Annotated in this window: 16 protein-coding genes; 9 read left to right on the plus strand and 7 right to left on the minus strand. The window is 41.7% G+C overall.

All coding sequences use genetic code 11. The features are described 5' to 3' along the window. Nucleotides 1-104 precede the first annotated feature (104 nt). From purE to V6252_RS06665, 4 genes are all read left to right on the plus strand, one after another. Nucleotides 105-656: a 5-(carboxyamino)imidazole ribonucleotide mutase gene (gene purE / locus V6252_RS06650; RefSeq protein WP_341609820.1), complete on the plus strand. Its 552-nt coding sequence runs from the start codon at nucleotides 105-107 to the stop codon at nucleotides 654-656. Between the two features lie 197 nt (nucleotides 657-853). Next, the gene (locus V6252_RS06655; protein WP_341609821.1) at nucleotides 854-2,230 is read left to right on the plus strand and encodes a 5-(carboxyamino)imidazole ribonucleotide synthase; all 1,377 of its coding nucleotides are present in this window, start codon (nucleotides 854-856) and stop codon (nucleotides 2,228-2,230) included. Then, a complete protein-coding gene (locus V6252_RS06660; protein ID WP_102093310.1) occupies nucleotides 2,230-2,679 on the plus strand; it encodes a YaiI/YqxD family protein in 450 nt (149 codons plus the stop codon). The genes V6252_RS06655 and V6252_RS06660 overlap by 1 nt, the downstream gene beginning before the upstream one ends. Before the next feature lie 235 nt (nucleotides 2,680-2,914). Then, a complete protein-coding gene (locus V6252_RS06665; protein ID WP_341609822.1) occupies nucleotides 2,915-3,556 on the plus strand; it encodes an NAD(P)H-binding protein in 642 nt (213 codons plus the stop codon). 158 nt (nucleotides 3,557-3,714) lie between these two features. Here the strand turns inward: V6252_RS06665 and epmA are convergent, their stop codons facing one another. From epmA to V6252_RS06680, 3 genes are all read right to left on the minus strand, one after another. Then, nucleotides 3,715-4,743: an EF-P lysine aminoacylase EpmA gene (epmA, locus tag V6252_RS06670; RefSeq protein WP_341609823.1), complete on the minus strand. Its 1,029-nt coding sequence runs from the start codon at nucleotides 4,741-4,743 to the stop codon at nucleotides 3,715-3,717. Nucleotides 4,744-4,793: 50 nt separating this feature from the next. Beyond that, nucleotides 4,794-5,903 (minus strand): 4-phosphoerythronate dehydrogenase, encoded by a 1,110-nt coding sequence (locus V6252_RS06675; protein ID WP_341609918.1) that lies wholly within the window; start codon nucleotides 5,901-5,903, stop codon nucleotides 4,794-4,796. Nucleotides 5,904-6,011: 108 nt separating this feature from the next. Continuing rightward, a complete protein-coding gene (locus V6252_RS06680; RefSeq protein ID WP_201548554.1) occupies nucleotides 6,012-7,139 on the minus strand; it encodes an AI-2E family transporter in 1,128 nt (375 codons plus the stop codon). Between the two features lie 875 nt (nucleotides 7,140-8,014). On the opposite strand from V6252_RS06680, the gene V6252_RS06685 reads away from it, so the two are divergent. Further along, nucleotides 8,015-9,706, plus strand: a complete 1,692-nt coding sequence (locus V6252_RS06685) for an NAD+ synthase (RefSeq protein ID WP_341609824.1) — start codon at nucleotides 8,015-8,017, stop codon at nucleotides 9,704-9,706. A gap of 212 nt (nucleotides 9,707-9,918) precedes the next feature. Beyond that, nucleotides 9,919-11,193 carry a hemolysin family protein gene (locus tag V6252_RS06690; protein WP_341609825.1) on the plus strand — a complete coding sequence of 425 codons (1,275 nt, stop codon included), beginning with the start codon at nucleotides 9,919-9,921 and terminating at the stop codon, nucleotides 11,191-11,193. Between the two features lie 46 nt (nucleotides 11,194-11,239). Here V6252_RS06690 and V6252_RS06695 read toward each other — a convergent pair whose 3' ends face one another. Next, nucleotides 11,240-11,956: a YggS family pyridoxal phosphate-dependent enzyme gene (locus V6252_RS06695; RefSeq protein WP_341609826.1), complete on the minus strand. Its 717-nt coding sequence runs from the start codon at nucleotides 11,954-11,956 to the stop codon at nucleotides 11,240-11,242. Between the two features lie 357 nt (nucleotides 11,957-12,313). Between V6252_RS06695 and V6252_RS06700 the strand changes: the two genes are divergently transcribed. After that, on the plus strand, nucleotides 12,314-13,369 hold the full coding sequence (locus tag V6252_RS06700; RefSeq protein ID WP_296209488.1) for a type IV pilus twitching motility protein PilT: 1,056 nt from the start codon (nucleotides 12,314-12,316) through the stop codon (nucleotides 13,367-13,369). A gap of 131 nt (nucleotides 13,370-13,500) precedes the next feature. Next, entirely contained in the window at nucleotides 13,501-14,622 is a 1,122-nt protein-coding gene (locus V6252_RS06705; protein WP_114701246.1) for a PilT/PilU family type 4a pilus ATPase, read from the plus strand. Between the two features lie 126 nt (nucleotides 14,623-14,748). Here the strand turns inward: V6252_RS06705 and fur are convergent, their stop codons facing one another. Next, a complete protein-coding gene (gene fur / locus V6252_RS06710; protein WP_057758249.1) occupies nucleotides 14,749-15,183 on the minus strand; it encodes a ferric iron uptake transcriptional regulator in 435 nt (144 codons plus the stop codon). Between the two features lie 317 nt (nucleotides 15,184-15,500). Here fur and V6252_RS06715 point away from each other — a divergent pair, with 317 nt between their 5' ends. Then, nucleotides 15,501-15,920, plus strand: a complete 420-nt coding sequence (locus V6252_RS06715; RefSeq protein ID WP_102078086.1) for an outer membrane protein assembly factor BamE — start codon at nucleotides 15,501-15,503, stop codon at nucleotides 15,918-15,920. A 33-nt stretch (nucleotides 15,921-15,953) separates the two neighbouring features. On the opposite strand, the gene V6252_RS06720 is transcribed toward V6252_RS06715, so the two are convergent. Continuing rightward, nucleotides 15,954-16,325: an RnfH family protein gene (locus tag V6252_RS06720; RefSeq protein WP_341609827.1), complete on the minus strand. Its 372-nt coding sequence runs from the start codon at nucleotides 16,323-16,325 to the stop codon at nucleotides 15,954-15,956. After that, nucleotides 16,313-17,446 (minus strand): hypothetical protein, encoded by a 1,134-nt coding sequence (locus V6252_RS06725; RefSeq protein ID WP_341609828.1) that lies wholly within the window; start codon nucleotides 17,444-17,446, stop codon nucleotides 16,313-16,315. The genes V6252_RS06720 and V6252_RS06725 overlap by 13 nt, the downstream gene beginning before the upstream one ends. Between the last annotated feature and the right edge of the window lie 16 nt (nucleotides 17,447-17,462).

Genomic DNA, 17,462 nt, shown 5'->3' on the forward strand with positions numbered 1-17,462 from the left:
CGTGATATCAATACAATTAGAGCCATACAAGTATTAAAAGTCAAACTTGGCTTTACGAGTGTAGCAAAATTTTTGTATGATGGTCTTTTTGAGGATATCCAATCATGAGCACCACGAATACTGCTGCTAACCAGAACGGTCCAATCACCTCCCCTGCTGGTCAGCCAAAAGTCGGCATTATCATGGGTTCGCAGTCTGACTGGGCAACTATGAGTGCTGCTGCGCAATTGCTTGCAAACTTTAACATTGCTTTTGATTGTGAAGTTGTCTCTGCACACCGTACGCCTGATAGATTATTTGATTATGCTAAAAGCGCAAAAGATAATGGTCTACAAGTGATCATTGCTGGTGCAGGCGGTGCCGCTCATCTGCCAGGCATGTGTGCCAGTCAAACGCCGCTACCTGTCTTTGGTGTCCCTGTAAAGTCATCTATGCTGAGTGGTTGGGATAGTCTACTGTCTATCGTACAAATGCCAAAAGGCGTCGCTGTTGGCACTTTGGCGATTGGTGCTGCTGGTGCTTATAACGCTGCCCTACTTGCAATTCAAGTACTGGCATTGCATGATGATACGATTGCTACTAAGCTCGATCAGATGCGCCAGTCTCAGACTGAGACTATTCTTGCTAGCCCAACACCAGGTATTATCAATCCTTAGGTAGATGTAAGTCGATCGGCTTTTATAGCAGCGTCTTTTATATTTATAGCTTAACGATTGAAGCTATCACTGTATATTTTTAAGCAATTCCGAGTAGAGATAAGGTGCATACAGTGCACCTTTTCCTATTTTCACCCATTGAGTTTTAGATTTTAATAGCCCAAACACCTTATTCACTTTTATTCAAAGAGCCTGCCATGACTACAGCAAACGCTTATCCTGTTACCCAAACCATTCGTACCATCGGTATTTTAGGCGGTGGTCAGCTTGGTATGATGCTTGCCGAAGCCGCTATGCCATTGGGTTACCAATGCGTATTCTTAGAAGACAATCCAGAATGCCCTGCTAGCTTATATGGCCGTGTCTTTCATAGCGACCAATTAGAAGACTTTATCGCAGCAGCGGACGTATTTACCTTAGAGTTTGAAAACACACCAACGTCTACGGTCGAGCAACTGGTTAGCTTGTCAAAATCTGGCAGCAAGCAAGGCATGTTCCCACCGCTGATTGCGCTTGATATCGCTCAAGATCGTCTAAAAGAAAAGCAGATGTTCAACACACTTGATATCGCAACCGTGCCATTTATGGAAGTAAATTCTGAAGCTGCTCTCAAGCACGCTTGTAAAGAGTTAGGACTGCCTATCGTTCTAAAAACCAGCCGAGGTGGTTACGATGGCAAAGGACAGTTCGTTATCAAGCAAGACAGTGATATTAAAGCTGCTTGGCTAGATTTAAAGGACGCTGTCAGTGGTAAAGGCTCACTTACGCCAACACCTGCGCCGTTAATTGCTGAAGGTTTTATTAACTTTAGCCGTGAAGTCTCTATCATTGCAGCAAGAGCGCAAAACGGTCAGGTACGCTGTTACGACTTGGTCGAAAACCATCATCACCATGGTATTTTGGCCAAAACTCAAGCACCTGCTGTTGGCACGAGTCACCTGTTTCAGCAAGCAACAGATGCTATCACCAAAGTCATGAATCACTTGGATTATGTCGGGGTTATGGCGCTTGAATTATTCGTCACCAAAGATGCTCGCGGTCATAACGCGATATTGGCGAATGAGATCGCACCACGGGTTCACAACTCTGGACACTGGAGTATCGAAGGCGCTATTACCAGTCAGTTTGAGAATCATATCCGTGCCGTGGTTAACTTGCCATTAGGCGATACAGACAACGTGCATCCTGCGATTATGGTGAATGTACTGGGTCAATATCCTGATATCAGTGCAGTATTAAATATTGATGGCGCTCATTATCATAGCTATCATAAGGCTGAGCGTGACGATCGCAAGATTGCTCATATCACTTTGATGCCTAATGACGTGACTGATTTAGAGCCTGCTATGGCAAAACTGGTTGCTATATTGCCAAACAAGGTTGGTCTGGATAAAGAGTATGCAAGTGTAGATACTCAGCCTAGTAAAGCAGACGTCGATGCTAAGAGTAATGCTAAAAACAGTGCTCAGAACAGTGTTCAAAGCGATGCCACAGCTGGTGAACTAGACACTAAAGATAGCCAAACAGACAGCCTGACTGCTACTCCATTAAAATCTGAGAAGGCCAAAAAATAATGCAGATTTGGGTGGACGCAGACTCGGTACCATTGATTGCCAAAGACTTGATTATTAAAACGGCTGAACGTACCAAGACCATGGCTATATTTGTGGCCAATCAGCCGATTAAGCTACGCAAGTCGCCCTTACTTGTCATGACAGTCGTGCCATCAGGGTTCGACAAAGCTGATGATTATATCGTCGAGCAGATACAGGCTGGTGACTTAGCTATCACTAGCGACATTCCTTTGGCCAATGACATTTTGGACAAAGGTGGTATGGTATTGACGACGCGCGGCGTGGTCTACGATAAGAACAACATCAAGCAAAAGCTCAATATGCGCGACTTTATGGACACCATGCGTGGTACTGGCGTCCTAGAGTTACAGGAAATGAGCGGTCAGAAACCCTACGGCGATCGAGATAAAAAAGCCTTTGCCGATGGGCTTAATCGCTTGGTCCGTTAGTATTTTTTATCGTTCTATCTGACGCCTACCCATCCTGTCTTCTATTAAGTAACATTATCTAGCCAACGTTTGCTTCCTTGCAAACGGTATACACTCTATAACCAAACACTATTCAATCAGCACGCTTTATAACGAAGCGTGCTACCTATCTTTGTTACTCTATATTCGGTTTTTAAGATAAATAAACTTACTGAATAATTCAAACAATAGCATTTAAATAAGAATAGGAATGATTATGAAAATTTTAGTCGTTGGTGCAAGTGGTCGAGTGGGCGGTGATTTGGTTAAGCAGTTATTGGCTGATGACCATCAAGTTATTGGCACGACTCGTCAGAAAGAAAAACTATTTGATAATGACAATTACACCCAGCTAGATCTAGACATTACAGCCAGTAAAGACTCTATTGAAAAACAACTAGATCAGGATATCGAGGCTGTTTACTTTGTAGCAGGATCTGGTGGCAAAAATGTCTTAGAAGTTGATTTGCACGGTGCCGTGAAAACGATGCAGGCTGCACAAGATAAAGGCATTAAACGTTATATTATGCTGAGCTCAGTCTTTTCATTAGAAACTGACAAATGGGACGAAAACCCTGGTATTGCAGATCTAAAAGAATACTACATCTCTAAACACTACGCAGATCACTGGTTAGTGAATAACAGCTCGCTGGATTACACTATCGTACAGCCAGGCGCACTAAAAGAGCGCGCAGGCACTGGTAAAATTACTATTAATGATACCAGTTCTGGTGAGAATGCCATCGAAGATGTAGCGACAACGCTAGCCGCGGTGCTAACCACAGATAACACCATAGGCAAAGTCTTCAATCTACATAATGGTGATATCGATATCAATGAAGCAGTTGCTACGGTATAAATAAATTTAGTATTAGCAAAATTGGTTGTAGACGCTAGATTTTAAAAGCAGCCAATACAAAAGGTCGTTATCGATTCGCCAATATCTAATTGGTAAATCGGCAACGACCTTTTTATTATGTATTTAGATTACAGCTAATCTAAAAGAAGCTCATTCAATTATGCTTGCCCACTGGGAAAAGGAATGACTTCTTCCAAGCTGCTTGCACCTGTCAACACCATTAGCAATCTATCCATACCGACTGCGATACCGCTACATGGCATCAAATCATTGGATGCATCTAATAGATATTCATCGATTGGCATTTGAGGTAGGTTATGACGCGCACGTAATTGATTGTCTTGTTCAAAACGGTCATGCAATGCTTGACCATCTGCTAGTTCATCATAAGCATTGGCAATCTCAACGCCATTGATATACAACTCAAAACGTTTTGCTATTTTATTACCGTCTTTGTCCATAGCTGTCTTCGCTAGTGCAGCGGTCGCAGGTGGATACTCTATGATTAATGTCGGCAAATCATGACCTAGGTTTGGCTCTACGGCATGACTGAATAACAAATCTAACCAGCTCTGACGACGGTTTTCTTCGCTATCATCAGCATTATTAAAATCAAATCCTGTCAAACCCATATCTTCTGCCACGGCTTGCAATGCAGTTAAACTCGCTGTCAACGGATGTATGCCAACATAATCCATAAAAGCATCGACATAGCGATAATGGCTCATCACAATTGAATGACCATAGAGCGTCTCTAACAACTCATTAAGTTCAGTTGCCATCTCGTCCAGACTATAATTAGGTCGATACCATTCGAGCATCGTAAATTCAATATTATGACGAGTACCTATTTCATTATCACGAAAGACAGGACAAATCTGATAAATAGGTACTTGCCAGCTGGCTAATAAACGTTTCATCGCAAACTCAGGCGAGGTATGCAAATAATAAGTGCGTGGACGGTCTTGATAGGTCACATGAGCTGCTACAGACTGTAAAAAAGTGTCTGTATTGCCTGCTTGGGATAATAACGGTGTCTGCACCTCTAGCACTTGTCGACTGGTAAAAAACTGCCGAATATTGCTAATGAATTGCGCGCGTTGTTGTGCCATCGCAAGTGTCATGGTTGGGGCGTAGCTAGGCTTAGGAGTAATAAGCTGCGAAGAAATGTTATTTGCTTGAGTCATTGGGCTCTACTGCGACTGATGAATAATTGGTTGCTCAGTATCTTGTTTAATTAAAACTGCCACTCACGGCGCAAGTGGTAATCACGTCTCAGACCATCAAAGTCAGCACCATTTACTTGTCCATCAACTGCTTTATTTCGCAACGAGGCATCATCTTGCATGATGTCATAAAACTTTGGCAGTCTGTCTGGATATGATTTTAGTTCAGACCATAAGAACATATTTAGCGGTAGCAGATTAGACATAGATTGAGCTGGAGGTATCGCTAATTTTTCACACAAGGCGTCATAAATGATTTGTGTGCCACGTAGCTTACCTTCTAGTGTATAGCCAGCGATGTGTGGTGTGGCAATAGCAAGTTTGGATAGTAAGCTTACTGCTATCTCTGGCTCATGCTCAAACACATCTAGCACCACTTGACGTCCAGTACGCTCAATGTCTGTTTCAAGCGCACTTTCCTCAATTACAGGTCCTCGCGCACTATTAATCAGCATTGTATCAGCAGGCATTATTGCTAATGCAGCTACGTTGATAAGATGACGTGTTGGGTAATCACTACCTTTAGGATTCGTCGCATTCTTTTCATTGGTTAAAGGCACATGCAGACTAACCACGTCACTTTGGCTAAGTACCTGCTCCAAGCTAGCATTATTAGTTTTAGAGGCTGGCAACAAGGGATCATAACCTAGCACCTGCCAACCCAAATCATAGGCATATTGAGCAAGCGTACTACCGATATTACCAAGACCAATGATACCTAATGTTAACGACGCCGATTGCTGCCAATACTGCGGACGCAAAGTGAAAACAGCCGTCAATACATATTGAGCCACAGAATGCTTGCTACAACCAGCCGCATTGGCGAAAGTGATATTGCGAGACGCTAGATAATCTTGATCTACATGGTCGGTCCCAATAGTCGCAGACCCAACAAACTGCACACTGTTATTATCAACCAGTAAAGTATTACCTACTTTTGTCACCGAGCGTATCAGCAGCACATCTGGCTGCACTTCGGCAAGTAGCGCTGCATCGATATCTCGACCAGCGACAGTAATAATCTCAACCTTATGCTCAGTCAGCTGACCTAGCATAGAATCATTAAAAAAATCATTCAGACTGGCGATGTTGCTGTCCGCTAAAATAGTGATATTTTTAATTGTACTTAATTTATCAGTCTTATTATTCGTCGATTCTGCCATATTCTCATTTGTCATTATTCATCGTCTCTATCGATAATTTTTTAAATCGTATTTGCTAGCGACTCGTTATTCTGGTTCGTGCACAGGATCTATCGCACGAGAGTCAGAAAGCATAACCTCTTGCTGAGCAAATATCTCATTCTTATGCTGCGATATCCACTCGCGCCATACCGCAAGCCCGATAGCCAATACGACAGGTCCAATAAACAAACCAACAAAGCCAAACGCTGTTAGACCACCCAGTACACCAATAAAAATAATGATGAAAGGAATTTTGGTCGCGCCGCTAATGACGATAGGACGAATCAAGTTATCCACCCAGCTAATCACCAGTACACCCCACAGTGCCAAACCAATACCTTCTGCAGTATGCCCTTGACTCAATAGCCAAATCGATACACCGCCCCAAACGAATGGCGTGCCAAACGGAATCAAGGCAATAATAAACGTGACAATGGTCAATAAGATAGGACTTGGCGCACCAGCGAAGTAATAGCCGATACCAGCCAATAAAGCCTGAGCCAATGCCGTCAGCCCGATGCCGTATACCACCGCACGCGTAGTTGTACCTACAGAGTCAATATAGCCGTCGATGCGATTGCCGATGATATTACGCAGCGCTTGGCGAATCTGCCGAACCAGACTGGTGCCATCTCGGTAAAAGAAGAAAAGCGTCATTAACGCCATACCGAGTTTGGCCAAACTACTGAACACCACATCGAATGCTATTTTGCCATAATATAAATGCGACTGAACCCAAATTCGAAAAGCTTCTAGCGTCCCTTCTGGGTTTTTATTAATACGCCATAGTACGTCTTTGACTTGCTGACCGATGATAGGCAAATCTTTAAGAGAATCAGGCACATCTAAGTAACCTACCTTGATACGATAAATCAAGTTGCTGATCAAGCTCAAAGCTTCTTGCTGTAAGATAAACACACCGATGACCAGTGGCACGCCTATTATCAGTGAGATGCTCACCGTCATAATAGCGGCGCTAAAGTCTGGGCTTAGCTTCACTTTTTCATGGAAGAAATTATAAATAGGAAAAGTTACATAGGCCAAAATCGCTGCCCACAGCGCTGGTACAATAAAAAACTGTACCACTTGAAAACACAATACGAATAGCACCACTAGCAACGTAATTGCTAATAAGCGTTGAATAATAAATTCTTTTGTCCAGTTTTCAATCATAGCGTATAAACCAAAAGCGGACAGCAAACGATAGTTTTGCTGGCGAGTTTATAAATGTGTGATGAATATCAGCTCTTAGACACTGTCTATAAGCCATATCCATTAGCGAGAGTTGTGAATCATACAAAAAAGCATTGCGTCGGACTTATATTGCTATGGACTTATAAATTCGCATTACGATTAAGTAACATGACAATTAAATAGTGTGACTGTGTTCAGCTCCATACTACAAATTCATAGCCATTTATTATCATAGATAACACAATAAAAATGCAGTTAGCACGCTTTATTATGCAATAAAGCGTGTGAATTATATAACGCGTTGTTGTAATCTTTACTTACAACTTTGTCTATGCAAGCTTACTAGATGACGACGATAATGACTAGCGCATAATGCATGAATTTAGTGTGTAAAAATGATGTATTGAAAACTGCTTTTATGTTCAGCTTTTAAACTGTTATCTTATAAGGGAATCCACTGGTGCGTTCTATTTGTCGCGACAATTGATGTTATACTAAAGCAATTATTTTAAGCTTTTCAGTGTAGTTAAGTTTATTTGCACATGTTTATTTACATCGTCGTACAGACATCGAATCCTCTGATCCAGATTTCAACACCTGCTTATACCGTCTTCTTTTAGACTATCATAAGTTCTAATTTTAGGGTGTCGCTATCACTTAGAGTGAGTTACTTGAGCAAAATAATAAGTCTTTTATAAAGGCTTATACGGGATTTAGACTCAGCATATCAGCTCAATATTTGAGCTTTGTATGCAAGATCGCAGTTTTGAGTTAATTTCGGATTTACTTTGATTTTATTTAAAATCAATACAGACACACCAAATTTTAATAATATATCGATAGGAACAATAACAATGTCAAAAGACACTGATAACCCCAACTCTAACACCTCAAACGAAGCCAGTAAGACCAATAAACCACAAGATACTGTCACTTTTGCCCTAGCTCAATCGCATTTTTTGGTCGGTGATATCGCAACCAATGTCGAAAAAATGCGTACCCTAGCATTACAAGCACGCGAACAAGGTGCTGACGTTATCGTATTCCCAGAGCTAGCTCTGTTAGGCTACCCTCCACAAGATTTATTGCTACGTCCAAGCTTGTCAGGTCGCGTTAAAAGCGCTTTGTCTACTTTGAGTGATATCGATGATATCGTCATGATCGTTGGCTATCCGCATGTCGATCATCACGGTACTTTTAACTCTGCTGCCATCCTACATAATGGTCATCAAAAAGGCTTTTACCATAAGCAAATTTTGCCAAATTATGGCGTGTTTGATGAGCGTCGCTACTTCGATAAAGGTCGCAATCAAGTTTTATTTGACTATAAAGGTATTACTATTGGTCTGCTTATCTGTGAAGATTTGTGGGAAAAAGGGCCTATCTCTGAGCTTAAAAAGCAAGGTGCTGATTTAATCGTAAGCTTAAATGCCTCACCTTTTGAGATTGAAAAACAAGACAATCGCAAAACCATGCTAGCCAAGCGTAGCCGTGAAAACAAGCTACCTATCGTCTATGTCAACGCAGTGGGCGGGCAAGACGATCTAGTGTTTGATGGTGGCTCTATGGCTGTACAAGCTGACGGTAGCATTGCTCATGAAGCGCCGCGCTTTATGAACCAGTTGCTACTGGCCACGTTAGATGTAAAAACTGCGAAGTTTAACGAGCAGACCAAAGCACCTCTAACCTTGAGCCGCGAGTCTGAAATGTATCAAGCGTTAGTCGTCGGTCTACGCGACTATGTCAACCACTCAGGATTCTCTGGCATTATTGTCGGGTTGTCAGGTGGTATTGACTCAGCATTGACACTCTGTATCGCTGTTGATGCCTTAGGCGCTGACAAAGTATATGCAGTTATGATGCCATACGAGTACACCTCTCAAATCAGTCTAGAAGATGCTCAAGCACAGGCGCGCCGCTTAAATGTTTCTTACACCGTCTGCCCTATTTTTGACGCTGTCGAAGGCATCCGTCATACGCTAGCGCCGTTGTTCAATAAGTCGCCAGCAGATACGACTGAAGAAAACATCCAAGCGCGCGCTCGCGGTGTTATTTTGATGGCCTTATCTAATAAATTCGGTCATTTAGTTATCACGACTGGCAACAAGTCTGAGTTGGCGGTTGGTTACTCAACACTATACGGCGACATGGCTGGCGGCTTCGATGTCCTAAAAGACGTCTACAAGTCTCAAGTTTATAAATTGGCAAGCTATCGTAACCGCTTAGAAGACACCCCTGTCATCCCTGAGCGTGTCATTACTCGTCCGCCATCCGCTGAGCTACGTCCAGATCAAAAGGATCAGGACAGCCTACCTGACTACGATGTATTAGATGGTATCTTGATGTCATATATCGATGAAGACATGGGTTATCAAGAAATTATCGATAAAGGTTTTGATGCTGAGATGGTCGCAAAAGTCATCAAAATGGTAGACAACAGCGAATACAAACGCTTGCAATCTCCTATCGGTACTAAGATTAGCCACAAAGCTTTCGGACGTGAACGCCGTTATCCGTTAGTCAATAAGTGGTCAATCAAAGGTTAATTACTACACACCTCTCAACTTCTCCATTTACAAGTTGAGAGGTACTAGTTAGCCAGTTTTACAAGATATCGAATTTTTACTATTAGCTGGGTGCTTGCCCAGCTTTTTTGGTTTTTATCTACCAAAAATTTTTATACCTAGCCGTATTCTTTTCCACACAGTTTCACCAACGATTTTGCCTTAATTATCTTTATTTCTTTTTCGAGTACGTCATGAGTTTGCTAACCGCTAGTGTTTTTCTTCTTTTACTGCTTGCCTTAAGTACCTTTGTCTCTGCTGCTGAGATTGCCATCGCTGCAGGCCGCAAAATCAAGCTCCAAATTATGGCAAAAGAAGGCGATGTTCGCGCACTTGACGTCCTTAATATGCAGGAGCATCCTGGAAGTTTTATTACCGTCGTACAAATAGTGCTAAATGCGGTCGCTATTTCAGCTGGTGCCGTCGGTGAATCAGCCATCAGTCCTTATCTCAAGCAGTTATTAAATAGTGAAACGATAGCATCGGTTATATCATTTGTACTTATCACGAGTTTGTTTTCACTACTTGCCGACCTAATGCCCAGACGTTTGGCCATGTCAAATGCAGAGACGATAGCGGTACGGCTTGTACGCCCGATGATGTTGTTAATATTTATACTAAAGCCCATTATATGGGTGTTCGATGGGGCTGCGAATATTCTGTTTAAACTCTTTGGCATCTCAACCATACGTCAAGATGATATGACACCAGAAGATATTTATGCAGTGATGGATGCAGGTGCTGAAGCAGGTGTATTAAAGAAGCAAGAGCATCACTTAATCGAAAACATCTTTGATATGCAAGAGCGTACCGTCACCTCAGTGATGAATCCTCGAGAAAATATCGTTTACTTCGATACTAAGACAAGTACCGAAGAAGTCGTGAATATAATGATTGAGCAGCCACACAATAAGTTCTTAGTCTGCCATGATGACGATTTAGAGCATATCGTTGGTTATGTGGAATCTCGCAGCTTTTTAGCTTTGGTTTTGAACCAACAAGAAGTTAGCCTGACAAACAAAACTCTATTAAAACCAGCACTTTTCGTGCCTGATACTTTATCTCTATTTGAAGTATTAGAAATGTTTAAATCTACTGGCGCTGATTTTGCGGTCATCGTGAATGAATATGCACTAGTCGTTGGTGTTATCACCTTAAAAGACGTGATGAGCATTGTGATGGGTGAGTTGGTAACGCTAGAGGAACAGCCTATCGTCCAACGCACTGACAACTCCTGGTTAATCGATGGCATGACCCCTATCGAAGATGTGATTCGTGCATTAGATATTGTCGACTTACCACGCAGTCAAAATTACGAGACTATCAGTGGATTTATGATGTATATGCTCCGAAAAATTCCTAAAAAGACCGACACGATTGAATATGCCAATTATCGATTTGAGATTATTGCGACTGACAATCTTAAAATCACGCAGATGCTAGTCACTAAATTAGAAGATGTCATTTAATTTACTGGCTAGTTAAAGGATGCCTAACTAGCCTATTTATATCGTTTTAAGCACGTTGACCAAAGATAGCTGTACCGACACGTACCATCGTTGTGCCGTTTGTTATCGCTTCTGCCATATCACCACTCATACCCATGCTAAGCGTATCCCAGCTACTTAACTCTGGATAGTCGGCTTTGACCTTTTCAAACAACTGCTTAGTTCGAGCAAAGGCATCCGTATTTGCTTTAGCAGGAATAATCATCAAACCTCGCAGTTGTAAGCGCTCGTACCCTTTTATCGCTGTTATCAGCTTTGGCAATTGGGCTGGCAGGCATCCTGACTTGCTATCTTCGTTATCGATATTTAACTGAATCAAAACATTCAATGGTGGCAGGTCAACTGGTCGTTGGTCATTCAATCGTTTGGCGATGATATCGCGCTCAACCGTTTGCACCCAATCAAAGTGCTCTGCAATGTCACGTGTCTTATTACGTTGAATACTACCGATATAATGCCAAACGATACTCTTGCCTACAGGTTGAGCTTTAAGTTCAGTAATTTTCTCGATGGCTTCTTGTAGATAGTTTTCACCAAAATCACGCTGTCCTTGTTCTGCTAAAGTTGCAATCATATCGGTAGGTTTCGTTTTCGAAACAGCCAACAACATAACATTATTAGCCTTTCTGTCAGCATGATCACACGCTTGCTTCATCTGCTTATGAACTTGCTGCCAGTTATCGATAAGTGTCACTTCATCAATATTTTGATCTTTTTCTTTCATATTCGGCCTTTAATACTTATTAGGTTTCCAAAACTTCTTCAAAAAATAATTACTCGATATTTATGACTATTTTATGCAGAATCGTTTAATAAAGATTGATAAAAGATTATTCATATAAAAATATCTTTATTAAAACTAATTTTGAGTTTTATTAACTTAGTAGATGGTTAAATACTCACAGTCTTGTTATGATATTGTTACATGCTTTAACATATGCTACTGAATGTGCTAGCGATAGTAAAAAAATTGGTTATCTCTTCAACGTTTCTTGTTCAGTTGAAATTGCTGATAGATAGTTTACCACGTGTTTTTGTAGTGTTCTGTTTTACCCGAACTAAGTGATAGGAATATCAAATTATGGCTGAAAAAAATAATCTAAGTATCGAAGATTTGCTGCGTTTTACTGTTAAACATAAGGCATCAGATTTACATATTTCAGCAGGCATGCCGGCAATGATTCGTGTTGACGGTGAAATGACACGTATCAATATGCCAGAGATGACCCATCAGGTTGTGCATCAGCTTATTTATGACATCATGAATGATAAACAACGTGCTGACTTTGAAGAATTTTTTGAGACGGATTTTTCTTTTGAGATCCCTAATCTAGCACGTTTTCGTGTCAATGCTTTTAATCAAAACCGCGGTGCAGGCGCTGTATTTCGTACCATTCCTTCCAAAGTATTAACGATGGAAGACTTAGGTATGGGCGATGTCTTTAGACGCGTTTCTGACTTTAAGCGTGGTGTGGTACTGGTAACGGGCCCAACAGGTTCAGGTAAATCGACAACGCTTGCGGCGATGATTGATTATATTAACGAAAGCCGTAAGGAGCATATTCTAACTATCGAAGATCCGATTGAATTTGTTCATGAATCAAAGAAAAGCTTGATTAACCAACGTGAAGTTCATCGTGATACTTTGGGTTTTGAACCAGCATTACGCTCTGCTCTACGTGAGGATCCTGATGTTATCTTGGTCGGTGAGCTACGTGACCTTGAGACCATTCGTTTAGCATTGACCGCAGCAGAAACTGGTCACTTAGTATTCGGTACCTTGCATACTAGCTCAGCCGCTAAGACAATTGACCGTGTCATCGACGTGTTCCCTGCTGCTGAAAAAGACATGATTCGCGCGATGCTGTCAGAATCATTGCAAGCCGTTATTTCACAGACCCTGTTACGTCGTCAAGCAGGTGGACGTGTGGCAGCCCATGAAATCATGTTAGGTACCCCCGCTATCCGTAACTTGATACGTGAGAATAAAATTGCTCAGATGTATTCTGCTATTCAAACTGGTGCAGGCGAAGGCATGATTACGCTCGATCAAACATTAAAGAACTTGGTAGGCAAAGGTACTATTAGCAAAGATGTGGCGCGTCCTTATGCAAAACAGCCTGAAGCGTTTCTATAGTATATATAGAGAGACCATTAGAAGTGAATAATTGGTGATATCCACTATTATTTAATAGCCTTCTACTTACGAACTTTACAGCATGATTTTAAATATTTTCTTAATCGATTTACATCTAGTGCAGGTACGATATGGACATTGATAAACTATTGCAGTTAATGATTAATAAAAATGGCTCTGACCTTTTTATTACTGCTGATGTAGCGCCTTCCATGAAAGTAAATGGAAAGATATTGCCTGTTGGTAAAACGCCCTTGAGTGCTGAGCAAACCATGAGGTTGGTCAAGGGTGTGATGACGCCAAGCCAACGAAAAGAGTTTGAAGATACCAATGAGTGTCAGTTTGCTATTGCTGATGAGGCGCAGCAAGCACGTTTTCGAGTCAGTGCATTTATACAGCGTGATATGGCAGGAATGATTTTACGGAAAATCGAAAACAACATTCCAACGGTCGAAGAGTTACGTTTACCGCCAGCACTAAAAGAGCTGTCCATGAAAAAACGCGGTATTATTCTATTAGTTGGCGCAACGGGTACAGGTAAATCTACTACCCTTGCTGCAATGATAGGACATCGCAATCAAAACTCTCATGGTCATATCATTACGATAGAAGACCCTATTGAATTTGTCCATAAGCATCGCGGCTGTATTATTACCCAACGTGAAGTTGGTATCGATACCCATTCATTTGAAGCAGGCCTAAAAAATACGCTACGCCAAGCACCCGATGTCATCTTAATCGGTGAGATTCGTAACCGTGAAGTCATGAGCTATGCTATTCAGTACGCAGAAACTGGCCATCTAGTGTTTGCAACGTTGCACGCAAACAACGCTAACCAAGCAATCGATCGTATCATTCACTTCTTTGAAACCAGTCGCCATAACCAGTTGTTTATGGATTTGTCGTTGAACCTCCAAGCTATTATCGCGCAGCAACTTATCCCCACACCTGATGGTAAAGGGCGACGCGCTGCTATTGAAATCTTGCTAAATTCGCAGCTGATTAGTGACTATATTCGTAAAGGGGAAGTCCATGAAATCAAAGATGTGATGACACGCTCACGAGACAGTGGCATGCAAACCTTTGATCAGGCACTTTTTGATTTGTACGAACAAGGAGAGATAACGTATAAAGAAGCGATTCTACATGCCGACTCCCCTAATGATCTACGCCTCAAAATTAAGCTCAGTAGCAAAAACGGCAAGGCTAATTTAGATGAAGGTGCTGATAGTTTATCGTTAGATGTGAGCTAAGTCATTGAGTTTCCCATACAGAATAGACATATATAAAAACCCTCGTTATAAATAACGAGGGTTTCTTTTATTGTTCGATATCGTAGTACTGATAGAAATAAGCGTTTCTACTTATACGCTAGACAATTACTTCGCGCTGTCTCTACACGCTTGATCTGCGCAAATGCCATATAGCACGAGAGAATGCCCAGACAGTTTAAAGCCATGTTTTTCTGCTACTTTTAGTTGTTCTTCTTCAATGACTTCATTATGAAACTCTATAATCTTGCCACACACATCACAAACTAGATGATCGTGATGCTCTTCTTGGGTAATCTCAAATACAGATAGATTGTTTTCGAAGTTATGACGCTCAACAATACCTGCTTGCTCAAACTGTGTTAAGACACGATAGACAGTGGCAAGACCTACGTCTTCACCTTGCTCGATAAGCGCCTTGTATACTTCTTCTGCACTCATATGATGCAGCTCTGCGCTTTCTAATAGCTCTAAAATTTTGATACGAGGTAACGTGACCTTGAGTCCTGCTCTACGTAAATCTTGATTGGTAAAAGAAGCCATAATATCCCTTTTGACTGTGACAGCCTTAACAAATAGAAAATATGAGATAAATAATCAACAAAGATTATTTTTATTTAATATAAAGTAAATGATTAATAATAAACTGATGAAACTTACGCAGACATCTCTCTTATTATTTTCTAAATATCGAGATGCAAGCCTATGAATTTAAAATATAATTAATCTAACTATTCAGATTGTGTTTGGTAAATAATGTCGTAAGTGGTAGGCAATTGCAAGTAAATGACGTATCATTTGTCCAAGATTGTCGGTCAGACTGGTACGACCTAACGCTGGCCACACCTAATTCATTTCTTATGAGTCATCTTACCATGATAAAGACATTAAATTTCCGTCCGTTAAGCCACACAAGCGCATTACGTAAGATCGTTATCACCAGTATGCTTAGCGCTACTATTGCTATGTCTGGCTGCTCATTATTGAGTGTTTATAAGATTGATTTGCCGCAAGGCACAGCGATTACTCAAACCCAAGCCCAGAAGCTAAAAGTGGGTATGAATCAAAACCAAGTTCTTTATACTCTTGGCAGCCCTGCGATTCGAGATACTCTTGAGCCTAAACGCTGGGATTATATCTATGACTACAAAGCAGGCACTGAAGGTAGCCGTAAAGGCATCGCAGATGTCAAAAACGCTAGCCAGCATTTAGTTGTTTACTTTGATGATAATGGTTTGGTCACGCGCATCGAAGGTATTGAGAGTCTGCCAGCATCATAGTTAGCGAAACCTATTGGCTTAGATAGTTAACGGTTAGCTACGAGATTTATTTTTGCGCTGAGACATAGGATCAGCGCTTAAACTGCGATATACCTCGATACGGTCAAAAGGCTGTAGCAAATAGCTTAATGGCTGTTTCTGTGCATAAATCCCTACGTGCCAACGTTTCGCAGTTGGCGTGGTGATACCTATTACTTGCTCACACCACTCTGCCAGTTCTGCAAATTTCTCAAGCCACCCTGCTTGCGCCAATGCTTCATATAAACTAGTACCTTGTTTGACCTGCAAAGCTAGGTAATGCTGGCGCTGCTCATCTTCAGCATACGCCAGATATACTGTTATTAGATTGGCTTGCGTAGACTGTGGCACACTGCTGTCACGACCTTCGACTGTTAGCTCAACCACTGCATCACCCAACCTATCAATGCTAGCAGCAATGCTAATGGTACGACTAAACGTATCGCTACTCGCCACAAGTTATAAACTGCTTCATTGCTAAAATTTAACGACTTGCGTAGATGGCTAATCTTCATCTGCCAACCCGCAAATACTGATAATAACAGTACAGCAATGCTACTAATAATGACCAAGATGCCAACTAACCATGCTGTTGGAATCGCAACCACTAGTAATAACGCTACAGCAAAAGTGATTATCAAACTAACCACTAATCCAAATTTGTGCGTTAACTGTTGCGTGCTGTAATGAAGCAAGTAACTAGCCACAAATAACACCCCGCCCCAATATAACAGCTGTCCAATTGGTGGTAGCGACATACCACTGGTAAATAAAGCCACTACTCCTATCAGCAGTTGCAATACCCAAATCGGTAACACTAACTTGGTTGCACGGTACTCACGAGTAGCCGCTCTGTTTTTTGCTTGCTGATTGTTTGCTTCTACTGCTGTGACTGTTTGCTTACTCACCAAGTTCTGACCGAACCAGTATAATCCTGTACCTGCACCAACACTGACTAATGCTAACGCGACTGCGCGAGCCCATTCGGTCAAACTGACATCAGTCATAGCAAAACCAGCATTGGGTACACCGTTTGCGAACCCTAGCAGCAACCCTATTACCATCAACCCCAAACCAATAGGTAAAGGCGCAACACCCAGCAAGCTTAAAAGTAACGCAATGACCATTAGTCCTGCAGCAATTGCAAAGCTCGGTACATCGGGTACGCTATTTAGCTCAGTTAATGCAGACAATATACCTGTACTTGCACCAGATATAACCAACGCTGCAATCACTATAGAAACCAGTGCCGCTAACCAACCAAAGCTACGCCAGATCGGACTGACATCTGCTTCACGAGTGAGCTTTTGCATACCCGCTAGAGGTCCTTCGACACTGCGATAGGCCAACGCTATCTCAGCGTAAACAACTGGCAGCGCAACCAATACCATGGCTAATAGCCATAGTAACCAAAAGTCAATCTCACCAATTGACGCAGGTGCAAACCAACGAAATAGCAATAACGGTAGTAGCGCCGCGATAAAATAAGAAGCATAACGGATCATCATAATTTCAATCCAAACG

The organism is Psychrobacter proteolyticus, assembly GCF_038155145.1.
Classification (GTDB): domain Bacteria; phylum Pseudomonadota; class Gammaproteobacteria; order Pseudomonadales; family Moraxellaceae; genus Psychrobacter; species Psychrobacter proteolyticus_B.